This window comes from Bacillus bruguierae, from assembly GCF_037104725.1.
GTDB classification, from domain to species: domain Bacteria; phylum Bacillota; class Bacilli; order Bacillales; family Bacillaceae_G; genus Bacillus_A; species Bacillus_A bruguierae.
On the sequence record NZ_JBAWSX010000001.1, the window covers coordinates 319,308 to 336,468 of the forward strand.

The window sequence follows — 17,161 nt, forward strand, 5'->3', positions numbered from 1 at the left end:
TTCTTTTGAGCAGGGAGAGATGCGGGATAAGGAGAAACATTATGTGGAAGAGAAAGGAGCTGAATTTGTGAAAAAAAGAATGGTATGTTTCTTAGCGATCATGCTAATCAGTTTAAGTGCATGTGGAAAGGAAAAAGAGAAACAAGAAAAAGTAGTTCCAACAACATCACAAGAGGCAGAGGTTGTTACGTTTCAAGGAAAAGAGATAAAAGAAATTCAGCTAACATCTACGAAAACAAAAGGTACGAAAGTATTGAAAAAAGCAAAAGATATGAAACAGCTTGTATCTGCCCTGGAGCAGGTTGGGTTGGAGGAAAATGGCGATGAGCCTAAAACATTATCACTAGATGAAGCAGCTAAATCCGCTATTCATTACAATATGTCTATTGATTATGGTGATGGCTCAATTGGGAAATATTTTGTTTGGGTAGAAGATGACGGAGAAATTGTAATTGGACATAAGGATACTCCAGAGAAAGAACGTGTTGAATTTTATGATTTAAAAGAAGCCTCAAAAAAAGTTGCAGAGACGTTTAAAATAGAGTAGTAAAAGCAAAGGAGCTGACACTAAAAAGTCCACTTTTTAGTCAGCTCCTTTCACTTTTTGGTATGGTCCAGTTCAGTGGCTCGAATACTCGTATGTTGAATATTATCGGAATGTCTTTATATTCTGTCGAAGCGTCAATATATTGCAAATAACGGTTGATATTTCGGTGGAAATGGAAAAAAGGATTGACTTCAAAAGGCACATAGGTGCCTTTTGGGTCAGCTCCTTGTTTAGTCTATACGTATCCTGTCCATACTGAAAAATAACTATTTCTTCAACAATCGAAACGCTTTTTCCGTGTTTGCAAAATGTAATTTCACAAACTCAGGTAATCTTTCTTTCCCAAGCCTTTGAATCAATTTTGCCGCCGCAATATCGACTTGTTTCCCGGCACCTTTCGGAAGTGACATGCCCGCTTTTTTGCTTAGTTCATCAAATTGTTTTACGAATGAATAACGGGCTAGAATGGAAGCTGCTGCAACGGCGATATGTACGCTTTCGCCTTTTGTAGCGAAATAGACATTTTCGCGTTGAACATTTTTTTGTTTGGCTAAATATTTATAATATGTAGCCGGCTGTGTGAACTGATCAATTAAGATGCCTTCTGGTTTCGTTGGTGCTATCTTAGCCAATAAGTTTGTAATGGCTTTATTATGAAGCATTGCTTTTAGTTGTCCTTGATTGTAGCCTTTGTCAAACATTTCGTTATATTTTTCGTTATGCAGAACAAGAGAGCTGTAAGGGACAACCGCCAGTAGTTGTTTTGCAATTTCGCAAATTTGTGTATCGTTTAAGTTTTTTGAGTCCTTGACGCCTAGTTCTTTTAATAATGGAATTTGCGTCGCATCGACGTATACGGCAACAACTGTCATCGGTCCAAAATAGTCTCCTGTTCCAACTTCATCTGAACCGAGAATAGACATTGCACTGATGGAAGCTGGCGGTGCATAAGAATGGTCATTTACATTTTTCTTTTCAGAAGTTTTCGGGGGCGCGGCATTTGCTTGCCACTGACTCGCTTCTTCTGTCGCACGTCCACCTTGAAACATAACTTTTCCTGATTTATAGGCTGTAATTGTGCAAGATGGAACCTTTGCCATGAAGACACCGCCTTGAGGAACTTTTGGCTGCACTACTTGTGCGTAATGTGTTTTCATGTCCATTATAACTGCAGAACTTACTTGAATGACAATAGAATTTGACAAAATGGTTACTCCTTTTTCATTATTTATATTTTTATCATATCGAATAGTTGTTTCTGTTTCCATATGATGTTTTTTCATGGTATGATAATCTTTAGGATTCTGTACGGGATTGGAGGACAGTAAGTTGTCACAACAAAATGGAAATCGAAGTCGAATTAATGTAGAAATTTACGGTCAACAATATTCAGTTGTTGGCGATGAAAGTACAAGTCATATACGCATTGTCGCAGCGATTGTGGATGATAAAATGCGCGAACTGAATGCTAAGAATCCTTCGCTTGACACAAACCGATTGGCGGTGTTGACAGCAGTCAATGTCGTACATGATTATATAAAATTAAAAGAAGAAAATGAAAAATTGAAAGAAAGAATGAGACAAAAAGGACTGGAATAACATGGTTGATATTATAATTATTTTATTGCTTGTTATGGGATGTCTTCTTGGTTTAAGAAGAGGACTGGTATTGCAGATTGTAAAGTTAGTAAGCTTTATTATTGCCTATCTTGTAGCATATTGGTATTGCAAAGATTTAGCACCTGCATTGCAAAAAATTATTCCATACCCATTTAAGCAAGAAGTAAATGTGCCGAATTGGCTCAATGCAAATAGTATGGAAACAGTTTTCTACCAAGCCATTGCGTTTATCGCATTATTTATTATTACAAAAATCGCACTAACATTGCTTGGACATCTTTTAAACATGTTTACAGAAATCCCTGTTGTAAGACAGGTTAACGCATTAGGCGGAGCGATTTTAGGTTTTTTAGAAGTGTATATTATATTGTTTGTATTAATTGTGATCGGTACGGTACTTCCAGTTGAGCAAGTACAAACGTCGCTTAATACATCAACAATAAGCAAAGTAATTGTAAATGATACACCGATTCTTTCTGAAAAAGTTAAGGAATTATGGCAAACAGGCAGCAAGGTATAACTTCTCTTCTTTAGAAAGAGAAGTTTTTTTCTATGATGGGAAGGCGGGAGAAGAATGAAAGTAAATAAAAAACAAGTGATTAAGCTACTTGAGACGATTGCACTTTTCATGGAACTAAAAGGTGAAAATCCTTTTAAAATATCAGCATTTCGTAAAGCGGCAGCAGCGTTAGAAAATGATGATCGCAGCCTTTCAGAAATTGAAGATTTTATGAAAATACAAGGAATCGGAAAAGGAACTGCAGCCGTTATTGCAGAATATATTGAAGTTGGAACATCAGAAGTGCTTACAGAGCTTGAAAAAGAAGTACCGAGCAGCTTATTACCGCTTTTAAAATTACCAGGTCTGGGTGGTAAAAAAGTCGCAAAGTTATATAAAGAACTTGGCGTTGTAGATATAGAAACATTAAAGAAGGCTTGCGAGGAAAATCAAGTTCAAGCACTTGCTGGATTCGGTAAGAAAACGGAAGAGAAAATATTAGAAGCAATCGCTCAAGTTGGTTCTCGTCCAGAACGACTTCCGGTAGCAATGGTGATTCCTATTGCCGGGGAAATAGAGCGGAAATTGTCGAATGTACCAGAAATTATTCGTTATTCTCGTGCGGGTAGTTTGCGCCGCGTTCGTGAAACAGTGAAAGATTTGGATTTTATTATTGCAACAACAGAACCAGAAAAGGTGCGTGAGCATTTACTACAGTTTGATAATATGATTGAAGTTATCGCAAGCGGAGATACAAAGGTTTCCGTGCGCCTTCAGTATGAGTACGATATTTCTATTGATTTCCGTCTTGTGAAGCCGGAAGAATTTATTACTACTTTGCATCACTTCACCGGCTCAAAAGATCATAATGTAAGAATGCGCCAAATTGCAAAAGATAAGGGCGAGAAAATTAGTGAATACGGCGTTGAAAACTTAGAAACGGGAGAAGTGCAGACATTCGAAACAGAAGAAGCGTTTTTTGCACACTTTGGACTGCCATTCATCCCGCCAGAGGTGCGTGAAGATGGAAAAGAGATCGATCTAATTGAGCAGTATCCGAATTTAATTCAGTTCTCTCATATTCAAGGTGATTTACATATGCATACAACGTGGAGTGATGGTGCTTTTTCTATTGAAGAAATGGTACAAGCATGTCGTGCTCGCGGTTATAAATATATGGCGATTACTGATCATTCTCAGTACTTAAAAGTAGCGAATGGGTTAACGAAAGAGCGCCTTCGTGAACAAGGAAAAGAAATTGAACGTATGAATGACAAGTATCCAGATATAACCATTTTGCGTGGTATTGAAATGGACATTTTACCAGATGCGACGCTTGATTTTGATGATGACATATTAGCAGAGCTTGATTATGTCATCGGTGCCATTCATTCTAGTTTCTCACAAGATCGCGAAACGATTATGAAACGTCTTCGCACCGCAATTGAGAATCATCATGTGACAATGATTGCGCATCCAACAGGCCGCTTAATTGGTCGCCGCGAAGGCTATGATGTCGATACAGATTTATTAATCGAGCTTGCGAAAGAAACAAATACTGTACTTGAGTTAAATGCAAATCCAAATCGTTTAGACTTAAGTGCGAAGCTGTTAAAGCAAGCGCAAGATGCGGGTGTGAAAATCGCCATTAATACAGATGCTCATACGCTTGAAATGTTAGAGGATATGGAGATTGGCACTGCAGCTGCGCGCAAAGGTTGGATTCAAAAAGATACAGTTATCAACACGTGGGATATTGAACGTTTATTAAATTATATTAAGCGTAATAAGTAACACAAGGGGGACGTGCAACTATGTTAGAACGAACGTTGCGTGTATTAGAATATGAAAAAGTAAAAGAACAATTACTTGAACACGTTGCTTCTTCACTTGGACGAGATAAAGTAAAAGGGCTTGTGCCAAGCACAGATTACGAAGAAGTGGTAGAAATGCAGGAAACAACAGATGAGGCTGCGAAAGTCATCCGTTTAAAAGGACATGTGCCGCTCGGTGGGATTTTTGATGTTCGTCCCAATGTAAAGCGTGCGAAAATTGGTAGCATGCTAAGCCCGCATGAACTTTTAGATATTGCAAGTACGATGTATGGCAGCCGCCAGATGAAACGATTTATTGAAGATATGATTGAAAATGGTGTGGAACTACCAATTTTAGATACGTATGTAGCTCGCATTATATCTTTATATGATTTAGAAAAGAAAATTACAAATTGTATTAGCGACGGCGGAGAAGTAGTTGATAGCGCGAGTGAAAAACTACGTGGCATTCGCCAGCAAATTCGCACAGCGGAAAGTCGCATTCGTGAAAAGCTGGAAAATATGACGCGTTCTTCTAATGCACAGAAGATGTTGTCAGATGCAATTGTAACGATTCGTAACGACCGCTATGTAATTCCAGTTAAACAAGAATACCGCGGTGTATATGGTGGTATCGTTCATGATCAGTCTGCTTCTGGTCAAACGTTATTTATTGAACCGCAAGTTATTGTAGAACTGAATAACGCACTTCAAGAAGCGCGCGTGAAAGAAAAACAAGAAGTAGAACGTATTTTAATGATGTTAACAGAAGAAGTAGCAGCTGAGGCTGATATCATTTTAGAGAACGTTGATGTTGTGGCAGAGCTTGATTTCATTTTCGCAAAAGCTTTCTATGCAAAACGATTAAAAGCAACAAAACCAATTTTGAACAATGAGCGTTATATGAACTTACGCTTGGCACGTCATCCGCTTATTGATCCGAAAGTTGTTGTGCCGAACGATATTGTGCTTGGAAAAGACTTTACAACAATCGTTATTACTGGGCCGAATACAGGCGGTAAAACCGTTACATTAAAAACGGTAGGGATTTGTATTTTAATGGCGCAATCTGGTCTGCACATTCCTGTTTTAGATGAGTCCGAAATTTGTGTGTTTAAAAATGTGTTTGCCGATATCGGTGATGAGCAATCCATTGAGCAAAGTTTAAGTACATTCTCATCTCACATGGTAAACATTGTTGATATTTTAGAACAAGCTGATTTTGAAAGCTTAGTATTGTTTGATGAATTAGGAGCAGGGACAGATCCGCAAGAAGGGGCAGCACTTGCCATTTCAATTTTAGATGAAGTGTATAATCGCGGCGCACGTGTTGTTGCAACGACGCATTATCCTGAGCTAAAAGCATACGGCTATAATCGTGACCAAGTCATTAATGCAAGTGTTGAGTTTGATGTAAACACATTAAGCCCAACGTATAAATTGTTAATCGGTGTACCAGGACGAAGCAACGCTTTTGAAATTTCAAAACGTCTTGGGTTATCTGACCGTGTAATTGATCGTGCTCGTGGTCATATTAGTACGGAATCAAATAAAGTAGAAAATATGATCGCTAAGCTTGAAGAAAGCCGAAAGAACGCTGAGCGTGAATGGAATGAAGCAGAAGAGCTTCGTAAGCAATCTGAAAAACTTCATAAAGAACTGCAGCGTCAAATTATTGAATTTAACGAAGAGCGCGATGAAAGATTACTAAAAGCACAAAAAGAAGGCGAAGAAAAAGTCGAATCTGCGAAGAAAGAAGCGGAAGGAATTATTCGTGAACTTCGTCAATTGCGAAAAGCAAAGCTTGCTGATATTAAAGATCATGAGCTAATTGAAGCGAAAAGTCGTTTAGCAGGAGCAGCGCCGGAGCTTGTGAAAAAACAACAAACAAAAGTGAAAAACACAGCACCAAAACAAGTGTTAAGACCAGGCGATGAAGTAAAAGTATTAACGTTCGGTCAAAAAGGTCAGCTTCTGAAAAAAGTAAGTGACAACGAATGGAACGTTCAAATCGGAATTTTGAAGATGAAAGTGAAAGAGTCCGATATGGAATATATTAATACACCAAATCCTGTTGAGAAAAAAGCAGTGACAGCAGTAAAAGGAAGAGACTATCACGTTTCGTTAGAACTGGATCTTCGCGGCGAACGTTTTGAAGATGCGCTAGCACGTGTGGAAAAATATTTAGATGATGCACAGCTTGCGAGCTATCCACGCGTTTCGATTATTCACGGAAAAGGAACTGGAGCATTGCGTCAAGGTGTACAAGATTACTTGAAAAAACACCGCGGTGTGAAAAGCTTCCGTTATGGTGATATGGGTGAAGGCGGCCTTGGTGTTACAGTTGTAGAACTGAAGTAGGAAACCAAGCAAAGGGGAAACGGCTATGTTTATGGACAAACTTGCAAAAGTATTGTTAGCTTGTTGCGGAACGTTCTTTATTATTGGGGTTATATATTTGATGTTTTTTGCGAAATAAGGGAGAGGACACCGTTTTTTTGGTGTTCTTTTTCATTGTGTTTTCTAGGCACGAGTAGAAGATGTTATGTATAATAGAGAATGTTATACAGGAATAGAAGGGGACGCTATGATTACAACAAAAAAACTGTTAGAAGAAGCAACTAATTTTATTACAGATTGCTACAACGAGCTAGAAAAATCTCATGAAATACAAGATAGATTATCACAAATTGAATCTGAAATACAAATGACGGGAACGTATGAACATACTTTTGAGGAGCTTGTTCACGGGGCGCGAATGGCGTGGAGAAATAGTAATCGCTGCATCGGTCGTCTTTTTTGGAATAAGCTTCATGTATTAGATGCACGCGATGTAAATGATGCAGAGGGTATATATGAGGCATTGCTTCATCATATTCAATATGCTACAAACGACGGGAAAATCCTACCTACGATTACTATTTTTAAACAATACCGAAATGAGCAAAATCATATTCAAATTTATAATCACCAATTGATTCGTTACGCTGGATATGAAACCGAGAAAGGCATTATCGGGGATTCTCATTCCCTATCATTTTCATCATTTTGTCAAGAACTTGGCTGGAGTGGGAAAGGAACACATTTTGATGTGCTGCCGCTCGTATTTTCAATTGATGGAAATGAACCGGTTTACATGCCAATCCCAGAGGAATATGTAAAAGAAGTGCCTTTAGAACACCCAGAGTATTCATTCTCGTCTTTGGAAGTAAAATGGTATGGTGTTCCAATGATCTCTGATATGCGTTTAGAAATTGGCGGTATCTCCTATACAGCTGCTCCTTTTAACGGCTGGTATATGGGAACAGAGATTGGTGCACGCAATTTAGCTGACCATGATCGTTATAATCTTCTTCCAGCTGTTGCGGGGATGATGGGTTTAGATACATCAAGAAACAGTACACTTTGGAAAGACAAAGCATTAATAGAATTAAATATAGCAGTTTTACACTCTTTCAAAAAACAAGGAGTAACAATTGTAGATCACCATACAGCAGCGCAGCAGTTTAGTCAATTTGAGAAACAAGAAGCAGCATGCGGCCGTCTCGTAACAGGGAACTGGGTATGGTTAATTCCACCTGTATCCCCTGCAGCAACGCATATTTATCATAAGCCTTATCCAAATCAAATTCATAAACCTAATTTTTTTCATAAAAAAGGGTAAGAGCTTGTTATGTGGATAAAAGAATAACGTGGTATAGTTAGAAGGGACCGTTTATAGGTGATACTAAATAAACGGCCCTATTTTTGTGCTTCTAACATAGAGTGGTTTCATACATAAAAAAAGTTGGGACAAAACTTCTGACTTCGTATAGGGCCTTTCTTAACAGCTAGAAAGCATTGGAATGGAAAGGTAGGATAGGTAATGAAAACAGAAGTTATTTTAAAGGTTAAGACGAAATACGTAAACGAATTAAAAAGTGGCTATCCACTTATTTCAAAAGAAGCAATTATAAATTTACATGATGTGAATGTAGAAGGTACAATCGTAAAACTTGTAGACGACAAAAATAAGTTTATTGGTACAGGATATTATGGAAAGCAAAATAAAGGATATGGCTGGATCCTAACAAGAAAAGAACAAGAACAAATCGACCAAGCCTTCTTTGAAAAGAAGATTAAATCCGCTTTAAGTAAACGTCAAAACTTTTATGAGGATCCAGATACAACAGCATTTCGCGTGTTCAACGGTGAAGGTGATGGAATCGGCGGCTTAATCATTGATTATTATGATGGGTATTACGTAATTAGTTGGTACAGCGAGGGGATTTATCGATTTAGTAAAGAGATTATCCAGTCCTTACAGAATGTGACTACATTTAAAGCAATTTATCAGAAAAAGCGCTTTGATACGAAAGGTCAATATATTGAAGAAGACGATTTCGTAACAGGGGAACGCGGAGAGTTTCCAATCATCGTTAAAGAGAATGGTGTCAACTTTGCGGTATATTTAAACGACGGAGCAATGGTCGGTGTATTTTTAGATCAACGTAATGTTAGAAAGCAAATTCGCGATAAATATGCAAATGGCAAGACGGTCTTGAATATGTTCTCTTACACAGGGGCGTTTTCTGTCTTTGCAGCACTTGGCGGGGCGGCAAAGACGACAAGTGTAGACCTTGCGAACCGCAGCTTAAGTAAAACAATTGAGCAATTTAGTGTAAACAGCGTTGATTATGAAGCACAAGATATTATCGTAGAAGACGTATTTCACTATTTCAAATATGCAGTAAAAAAAGCGCTGAAGTTTGATATGGTCATTTTAGATCCACCAAGCTTTGCACGTTCAAAAAAATATACATTTAGCGCTGCGAAAGATTATAAAAACTTATTAAAAGAAGCAATTGCTATTACAGAAAATAACGGTATTATTGTAGCTTCAACAAATTGCAGTGCTTTCGGTATGAAAAAGTTTAAAGGCTTCATTGATACAGCATTTAAAGAAATGAATGGCAAGTATAAAGTATTAGAAGAACATTCATTACCAGAGGACTTCCGAACTATTTCACAATTTCCTGAAGGTGATTATTTAAAGGTAGTGTTCATTAAAAAAATGAAATAAAAACCTCTTTCTTTTTAGATGGACGAGAGCATCTGGCCATACGTAGAAGCGGTCAGTTCCTTTTTCTGCCACGTGCAATGTTAAAACAAAGGGAGAAAACGAGTGGAGATCACTTTTTGTTTTGCTTAGCAGTGACTTATACGTTGAAAAATCAAAATGGATTTATAAATTAGTAATAGAAGACATCAAAAAAGGAGCTCAGCTATAAAATGAGCTCCTTTTCTTATTACACAATGTGCTGTACTCTACCAACTTGTCCGTCTTGTAGACGTACTTTAATGCCATGTGGATGAGAAGGTGAGTTTGTCAAAATGTCTTTCACAATCCCTCTCGTTAATTTCCCCGTACGCTGATCTTGCTTTAGTACAATATCAACCTCAAGACCAGGCGATATGTTTGCGCGCTTTTGTCCGTTCATTTAAACACCTGTGCGTCTGCGTTGATTGTTCGGTTTCTTCGTTTGTTGATTTTGTAGCTTCTTCGTTGCTTGACTTTGATTTTGCGCATTGGCTCCATTTCCATTTCCTTGCTTTTTCTTCGCAAGTTGCTCACGCATTAAATCGGCTAAGCTTACTTTTTTATTTTCTGACATATGAAATCTCCTTTTATATACATTGAATTGTAAACATTCATAGTGAATTCCATCATATCATTGTTGAAGGAAGAAATGAAGCTACACTATAGGGAAATAAGAAGTTCTATAGGGATTTTCGGGTGGGAAATGGGTCTTTAATAGTGTAATAAACATGGGAGAGCGACGACGGGGTTGGTTAAAGATAGTCCATGAAGAACCCTCCACCATTTTTAAATTTTTTGGCTCTGTTTAACTTGTTTTTTTATTTTCTTCAAATTAATAAGCGTATTCGAAATGAAACTCGAATACGCTTATTTTTTAGAGTAGCAAATAATTATTAATCAGCCCCATCTAGTTGTTGAACGTAATGAGCAAGTTCTAAAGGCTTTTGCTTTTTTAAATAATAATCTTCTGCTACCCAATATCTATTTTGGTATTTCTTTAATCTCTCTTCCAAATTCCCTATGTATGTATCACGATGAAGTACACGCTCGTATCTTATCTCTCTAGGGCAATCTAAGAATACTACGTAATCATAAACTGTTTTCCATTCTTCCCTCAAAAGAAAAATACCTTCAATGATTACAATACTTTTAGGTGATATCTTTATCGTTCTCTGTGTAAATGTATCTTTTTCCTTGTTGTAAAATGGCAAAGATAGATACTTTTTGTTTTGATACAATTTGTCGTATAAGTGTTCTTTTAGATAATTAGTATCCCATTGTAACTGATAATATTCAAACCATTCATCGTGCCCTGTATTATATCTTTTAGCTTTCTCAACAATATGGTCATCTATATGGATAATTACTACATTATCTAGGACATTTTTCAGTTGATGTACTAATGTCGTTTTCCCAGCACCACTTAAACCATCTATCGCAAGAATAAAGGGTCTATCTCCATTATGCTTTTTGTACTTTTCTTTTATTTGTTGCTTTAAACAATCCCATTTATCCATTCAAATTATTGTCCTTTCTGCCTTTTTCTTTTATTACAAGTTATTATTCTGCAAATATTTCCAAAAACCTTGTTATGCTATCGTTTTTCAGCATATAGATTGCTGCTTTTTTTCATAGAGTGATTGAGTAGTTACATTATTTTTTATATTCACGAAAAAATTCTGAACCTTTTTACATAAAAGAGCGAATATAAGAGTGAAAAATACTTTAAGGGAAAAGATTTACAAAAATCTTGAATCTATTGATGGTGGAAAGGCTGGTGAGTTATAAAGGCTGGTATTATTAAAGGGATGGATAGCAAGATGAAATAACACTAGATTGTAATGAATTTGTAAAATGGCACTATATACAGTAGGAAGTTATACACCCCTTAGAAAGAGGTTCAACACCATTTAAGGTATGGAGTGAATCTAGAAATATAGACTATTTTACGAGAAGCAGAGGGGGGTCCTAACCATGGACAAAACAGAATGGCAGGAATGGCTAGAAAGGATGGTTGCTGGTGACCAAAAGGCCTTTCAACATATATATGAAGCGACGAGTAAAGATGTATATCGAACGGTATCGTTTCTCGTTGTAGATCAGCATGATGTAGATGACATTGTGAATGGAGTTTATATTCGCATGTGGAAATCATTTGCGAAGTATGACCCCAGCCGCCCGTTTTCATTTTGGTTACATAGCTTAATTGTACATGAGATACAAGATTGGAGAAGGAAATTGTGGCGCAGATTCCGGATTCTCGAGAAGAGCAAAGAATTTTGGCAGGACCAGTTTCATAGAACAGATGAAGAGGTGCTGCATATGGAAACACGCAGTGAATTGCTAGAATTAGTGAAAACACTATCGTATAAGCATCGTGAAGTGATAATTATGCGGTATTTTCATGAATACAGCTTGGAGGAGATTGCCTTACTTGTCGGCATTCCGGTCGGTACAGTGAAATCCCGGTTGCACACGGCGCATAGGCAGTTGCGAAAAGAGATGGAAAAGTCACCGATTGGAGAGGGGGACAAAGTAAATGGATTTTGAAAAACAATTGCGTGAAGAATTTCAGAGAGAGGCCGAGTATATGCAACCATCCAATAAATTGAAAAATAGAGTGAGTGATTCGTTTGAAGAATATCGTCAAACGAAGGTAACATCCAAAAGTTTGATCAAGAAACGAGTATTAATAGGTGCTGCTGCCGCAGCATGTATTGGAGCTATAACTGTATTTAGTACCGCTATGCCAAGTTATGCGAATATGTCTTCGTTAACCCCAATCTTTAAGCCCGTATTAGATTATTTTCATATCAAAGAAGGGACAGAAAAGATCACGAAAGAATCTGCTACCGTTAAGGAGAGTAACGGGGTGAAAGTGACAATTAATAATACTGTGTACGACGGAGTGACATTAATCGTTTCTTACACCGTAGAAGGTAGTAAACCGTTTGATGAAGCGCCGAAAATAGAGACGGATAATAGCTATATTGTTGTATCAAAGGAGAAAAATTTCGTAGAACAGAAACAAGAATATGGTGAATTTAAAGATAAAGATCATAAAGTATATTCCGGAGCTATGACATTTGATTTCAATAACAGTAGCTTTAATCCAGACTTGCAAGCGAAGGAAGATGGAAATCGAATTAAGGTATCCGGTATAGCAAATAATTTTAATCTTTCTCTTAATATAGATAGATTAGGTGGAAGAGAAGGGAAGACGCATGGGAAATGGGATTTCGATTTGCCTGTTCAAAGTGTGCCAGCGAAACAAAGTGAGAAGGAAATTATTGTTAATAAAGATTTAAGTGCGTTACGCCCTAAGGCGAAATTAGAGAAAGTCGTTGTAACTCCTCTTAGAATTTACTTGCAAGGAAGCGCGGAAGAGAAAAATGGTGGAAGCTTTGATTATCTTGTATTGGATGACAAAGGAGAAGTCTTAAAGCAAATGGAGAATCAGATGAATATTATTGATGATAATACGATCTCAACAGCAGCTTTTGAAACAACTAGTCGAGATACGAAATCAATAACAGTCATTCCTTATCTATATAATAAGAAACACTCAGGGTATGACACGAAAAATAAAATTCCTGTTAATAAGGCTGGAGAAACGAAAGTTCCTCTCGGTAGTAACGAGGAAATGACCATAACTAGAATTGAGGAGAAAGCTGGGGAAACTTATGTATATTATAAAACAACGAAACCAATCAGTAATGAATGGCCATTCTTCTTAGTAGACGAAGACGGAAAAAAAGAATTTGGAAAGCGAGAAAAGCGTATCAGTACAGTCAAAGGAGAAGAATCTGTAGAGGTCTTTAGAACAACGTTTGGAGATAAAAAGTTATTTATCGTAAATCCGAATATCGTGTATTATGATCAAGCGTTTACGGTAGAGTTTAAATAAAATGAAGTAAGGTGAGCCTTCTCGTAGTTACGAGGAGGCTCTTTCTGCTTTATGCGTCTAGATTTAAGCCTATAGGAGGGATACTTACCTGTTTTCAAATCAATGAGAAATATGCCCTATATCCCGTTTACCAAATTCAACCACCATATTACAATATAAGTATAAATTTTCAAGAAAACGGGTGATGGTGTGCAACATAAAATTTTATTGGTAGAAGATGATTTATCTATTCAAGAAATGGTGAAGGGGTATTTAACGAAAGAGGGGTTTGTTGTAGCAGTAGCTTCGGATGGAGAGGAAGGGCTTGCTAAATTTTCACAAGATCAGTTTGATTTAATTATTCTTGATATTATGATGCCTAAAAAGGATGGCTTAGAAGTGATGAATATGATTCGGAAAAAGAGTTCTGTTCCGATTTTAATTATGTCCGCAAAAGATACGGATTTGGATAAAGCATTAGGGCTTGGGCTTGGCGCAGATGATTATATTTGTAAGCCGTTTTCTATGATTGAGTTATCTGCACGGGTGAAGGCTGGAATTCGCCGGTCGACTACGTATTCCGCTCCGCAGGAAAAACAAGATGACATGATTGTAATTGGGAGTTTGAAAGTCGATACGGCTAATTTTACTGTTCAAAAAAACAACGAAGCTCTTAAACTTACATCGAAGGAGTTTGAGCTTTTAAAGCTATTTGCGACCAATCAAAATCGCGTGTTTACGAAGGCGCAAATTTATAGCTTAATTTGGAATGAAGAATATTACGGTGATGAGAATGTTATTAATGTGCATATGAGAAGGTTGCGGGAAAAAATTGAGGATGATCCCTCTCAGCCGCAGTACATTAAGACCCTATGGGGCATTGGTTATAAGCTGGAAGTGATATAGAATGGTTATATTTTTAACGGCAATTATTTTTCTATTACTTGGTGTGATTTATTTTCAATATCGCACGGGGAAAAATCGAAGTGCGAATTTACGTTATACATATGAAAAACTGCAGATGATTCTAGAAAAGCAAACGAGTGAAAATTTATTAGTTGTGACAGATGATAAAGAATTGAAGTCATTATTAGTGGCGATTAATTATTTATTAGATGAAAAGAAAAAAACAATCGCTAAGCATTCAAAGTTGGAAATCTCCATGAGAAAGATGCTTTCTAACATTTCGCATGATTTAAAGACGCCGCTAACTGTTATTCTTGGTTATGTGGAAATTTTAAATGTAGATGAAACGATAAGTGAAAAAGATCAGAAGATATTATTAGAAAAGATTCATACGAAGACGTTAGAAGTGTTAGATCTTATTCATAAATTTTTCGATCTTGCAAAACTAGAGTCTGGCGATAAAGATATTGTAATGACGCGGGTTTATATGAATGAAATTTGTCAGGAACATATGCTGTCATTTTATGATTTATTAACAACGCAAGGATTTGACGTTCATATCGATATACCGGAAACACCGATATATGCACACGGAAATACAGAAGTTATCGGAAGAATTATGAATAACTTAATTTCAAACGCAATTGCCTACGGGGGAGACGGAAAAACATTAGGGATTACACTGCGAAGTGATGATCAATTTGTGTACGTGGACATATGGGATAAAGGAAAAGGAATCTCTGAATCTCATATCGATAAAGTATTTGAACGTATGTACACATTGGAGGATTCACGAAATCGTTTGTATCAAGGCAGTGGACTTGGACTTACGATTACGAAGCGTCTTGTAGAAGCATTAGGGGGAGAAATTCATTTGTCTAGTACACCTTATGAGAAAACCGTGTTTACGGTTATGTTAAGAAGAATTAATTTTTAGCTTGTAGAAAGAGCAATTCTACAAGCTTTTTTAACTTAAGAAATTTGTAAGGAATAGGTAAGAAAAAAGAGAATTCCATTTCTTATTATATAAAGTGAAACTTCCATCAGTGACGCTTTTCCCACTGATGGAAAGCCTGCCCAATCGGGCTTTTACGGGCAGTTATCCTCACCTATCTTCTTCGATTCTCTCAATTTTGAGGTGGGGGTCTTACTGCCCGTTAATGCGGGATAAACATAAAGCGAGTGCGAAAGGGGAATGAAAAATGACGTACGTATTGAAAACGAATCAATTAACAAAAGTTTTTCATGGTAAAGAAGTTATTTCTAACGTAAATATGCATGTGAAACAAGGTGAAATATATGGATTTTTGGGACCAAACGGTGCTGGTAAAACAACGATTATGAAAATGATCACGAATTTAATGAAGCCGACGAGCGGTGAGATTGAGATTTTCGGTGAGAAATTAACAGGTACATCATATGAAGTGTTAAAACGAATGGGGACAATTATTGAATATCCAATCTTTTATGAAAAACTAACAGCTAGAGAGAATTTGTATTTACACTGCGAATATATGGGCTATTATGACAAGAAAGCAATTGACCGAGCGTTAGACCTTGTAAACTTACACAATGTTGATGATAAGCAAGTAAAAGATTTTTCACTTGGGATGAAACAGCGACTAGGGATTGCTAGAGCGATTACAACCAAACCAGAGTTGTTAATTTTAGATGAACCAATCAACGGTTTAGATCCAATCGGCATTAAAGAATTACGAGAATTATTTAAAATGCTTTGTAAAGAATATGGAATTACGCTGTTAGTGTCCAGTCACATTTTAGCTGAAATGGAACAAATGGCAGATACAATCGGTGTCATTCAAAATGGAAAGCTAATAAAAGAAGTTTCGATGAAAAGCATTAATGGACAACAAGCGGAGTATATTGAAGTCACGGTTCAAGATGCGAAACGAGCAGCTTATCTGTTAGAAAATAAACTACACCTGACAAATTATAAAATTATGGGTGAAAATATAATTCGTATTTATGACATGTCAGCAACGCAACAAGCTATTTCAAAAACATTGATTATGAATGATATAGCAATTGAGAGTATCAATAAAAAGAATAGTTCATTGGAGGAGTACTTCTTAAATCTTATGAATGGAGAGGGAATCCATGCTTAATTTAATAAGATTAGAACTTGTCAAATTTAAACTATGGCCAGTCATTAAAGGAGCCTTCATAGCGCTTCTTATTGCACTAGGGTTTGTTACATTAATTATGCTTGATGGAGAATTTAAAAGTTACGATGATGCCTTTCGGTTTATTGATAGTTTTGTGAAAGCAACCTTTATGATATTTGGGGCAAGTTTAATTGCTAAATTAATTATTCAAGAATTTATAGAAAAGACAATGACAATCATGTTTATGTATCCGATCAATCGGAAAAAAATGATGATTGCAAAATTGATCATTATTGTGACCTTTACATTTCTTTCGATTGTCATTTCTGACATTGTAATTTTTAGTTTCATTTATATATTAAATGTATATTATTCAGTCATAACAGAGCCGTTAACGATGACAATTCTTTTGCAAAATGCATCCAAATTATTAATGAATGCCATCGCAGCAACTGGAATTAGCTTAATTCCCTTATACTTTGGCATGAAAAAGTATTCTGTACGGACAACGATTGTATCTGCGGTTATTATTATGTCCCTGCTAACATCGACATTAAAAGATCATTATTCCTTATACGATATTATTTTGATTCCAATTATATTAGCTTGTGCTGGACTATTGATTGCATATATGACTGTAAGAAAAATAGAGCAAGTGGATTTGTTTAAATAAATTAGGCGAA

Annotated in this window: 17 protein-coding genes; 13 read left to right on the forward strand and 4 right to left on the reverse strand. The window is 36.6% G+C overall.

Going from position 1 to position 17,161, the window contains the following annotated elements; translation table 11 throughout:
- Nucleotides 1–43 precede the first annotated feature (43 nt).
- The gene (locus WAZ07_RS01555; protein ID WP_336471048.1) at nt 44–547 is read left to right on the forward strand and encodes a hypothetical protein; all 504 of its coding nucleotides are present in this window, start codon (nt 44–46) and stop codon (nt 545–547) included.
- A 266-nt stretch (nt 548–813) separates the two neighbouring features.
- On the opposite strand, the gene rnhC is transcribed toward WAZ07_RS01555, so the two are convergent.
- Nucleotides 814–1,752, reverse strand: coding sequence for a ribonuclease HIII (rnhC, locus tag WAZ07_RS01560; RefSeq protein WP_336471409.1), 939 nt, complete (start codon nt 1,750–1,752; stop codon nt 814–816).
- Between the two features lie 124 nt (nt 1,753–1,876).
- On the opposite strand from rnhC, the gene zapA reads away from it, so the two are divergent.
- The 6 genes from zapA (at nt 1,877) to WAZ07_RS01590 (ending at nt 9,542) form a co-directional block, all read left to right on the forward strand.
- Complete coding sequence (zapA, locus tag WAZ07_RS01565) at nt 1,877–2,146, forward strand: cell division protein ZapA (RefSeq protein WP_139207680.1); 270 nt, start codon at nt 1,877–1,879, stop codon at nt 2,144–2,146.
- 1 nt (nt 2,147) lies between these two features.
- Complete coding sequence (locus WAZ07_RS01570) at nt 2,148–2,687, forward strand: CvpA family protein (RefSeq protein ID WP_090916461.1); 540 nt, start codon at nt 2,148–2,150, stop codon at nt 2,685–2,687.
- A gap of 54 nt (nt 2,688–2,741) precedes the next feature.
- Nucleotides 2,742–4,460 (forward strand): DNA polymerase/3'-5' exonuclease PolX, encoded by a 1,719-nt coding sequence (gene polX, locus WAZ07_RS01575; RefSeq protein ID WP_336471049.1) that lies wholly within the window; start codon nt 2,742–2,744, stop codon nt 4,458–4,460.
- A 20-nt stretch (nt 4,461–4,480) separates the two neighbouring features.
- The gene (locus WAZ07_RS01580) at nt 4,481–6,841 is read left to right on the forward strand and encodes an endonuclease MutS2 (RefSeq protein WP_336471050.1); all 2,361 of its coding nucleotides are present in this window, start codon (nt 4,481–4,483) and stop codon (nt 6,839–6,841) included.
- 226 nt (nt 6,842–7,067) lie between these two features.
- Nucleotides 7,068–8,144, forward strand: a complete 1,077-nt coding sequence (locus tag WAZ07_RS01585) for a nitric oxide synthase oxygenase (protein WP_336471051.1) — start codon at nt 7,068–7,070, stop codon at nt 8,142–8,144.
- A gap of 201 nt (nt 8,145–8,345) precedes the next feature.
- Nucleotides 8,346–9,542 carry a class I SAM-dependent rRNA methyltransferase gene (locus tag WAZ07_RS01590; protein WP_336471052.1) on the forward strand — a complete coding sequence of 399 codons (1,197 nt, stop codon included), beginning with the start codon at nt 8,346–8,348 and terminating at the stop codon, nt 9,540–9,542.
- A 226-nt stretch (nt 9,543–9,768) separates the two neighbouring features.
- On the opposite strand, the gene WAZ07_RS01595 is transcribed toward WAZ07_RS01590, so the two are convergent.
- The 3 genes from WAZ07_RS01595 to WAZ07_RS01605 form a co-directional block, all read right to left on the reverse strand.
- Nucleotides 9,769–9,960: a YwbE family protein gene (locus tag WAZ07_RS01595; protein WP_020060052.1), complete on the reverse strand. Its 192-nt coding sequence runs from the start codon at nt 9,958–9,960 to the stop codon at nt 9,769–9,771.
- Nucleotides 9,961–10,134: a hypothetical protein gene (locus WAZ07_RS01600; protein ID WP_336471053.1), complete on the reverse strand. Its 174-nt coding sequence runs from the start codon at nt 10,132–10,134 to the stop codon at nt 9,961–9,963.
- Between the two features lie 319 nt (nt 10,135–10,453).
- The gene (locus WAZ07_RS01605; protein WP_336471054.1) at nt 10,454–11,077 is read right to left on the reverse strand and encodes a kinase; all 624 of its coding nucleotides are present in this window, start codon (nt 11,075–11,077) and stop codon (nt 10,454–10,456) included.
- A 457-nt stretch (nt 11,078–11,534) separates the two neighbouring features.
- On the opposite strand from WAZ07_RS01605, the gene WAZ07_RS01610 reads away from it, so the two are divergent.
- The 6 genes from WAZ07_RS01610 (at nt 11,535) to WAZ07_RS01635 (ending at nt 17,151) form a co-directional block, all read left to right on the forward strand.
- Nucleotides 11,535–12,110, forward strand: coding sequence for a sigma-70 family RNA polymerase sigma factor (locus tag WAZ07_RS01610; RefSeq protein WP_336471055.1), 576 nt, complete (start codon nt 11,535–11,537; stop codon nt 12,108–12,110).
- Entirely contained in the window at nt 12,100–13,467 is a 1,368-nt protein-coding gene (locus WAZ07_RS01615) for a DUF4179 domain-containing protein (protein WP_336471056.1), read from the forward strand. Before WAZ07_RS01610 ends, WAZ07_RS01615 begins: the two co-directional genes overlap by 11 nt.
- A 189-nt stretch (nt 13,468–13,656) precedes the next feature.
- Nucleotides 13,657–14,352, forward strand: a complete 696-nt coding sequence (locus WAZ07_RS01620) for a response regulator transcription factor (RefSeq protein ID WP_336471057.1) — start codon at nt 13,657–13,659, stop codon at nt 14,350–14,352.
- Nucleotide 14,353: 1 nt separating this feature from the next.
- A complete protein-coding gene (locus tag WAZ07_RS01625; protein WP_336471058.1) occupies nt 14,354–15,289 on the forward strand; it encodes a HAMP domain-containing histidine kinase in 936 nt (311 codons plus the stop codon).
- 265 nt (nt 15,290–15,554) lie between these two features.
- A complete protein-coding gene (locus WAZ07_RS01630; protein ID WP_336471059.1) occupies nt 15,555–16,478 on the forward strand; it encodes an ABC transporter ATP-binding protein in 924 nt (307 codons plus the stop codon).
- A complete protein-coding gene (locus tag WAZ07_RS01635) occupies nt 16,471–17,151 on the forward strand; it encodes an ABC transporter permease (protein ID WP_336471060.1) in 681 nt (226 codons plus the stop codon). Before WAZ07_RS01630 ends, WAZ07_RS01635 begins: the two co-directional genes overlap by 8 nt.
- The last annotated feature ends 10 nt before the right edge of the window (nt 17,152–17,161 follow it).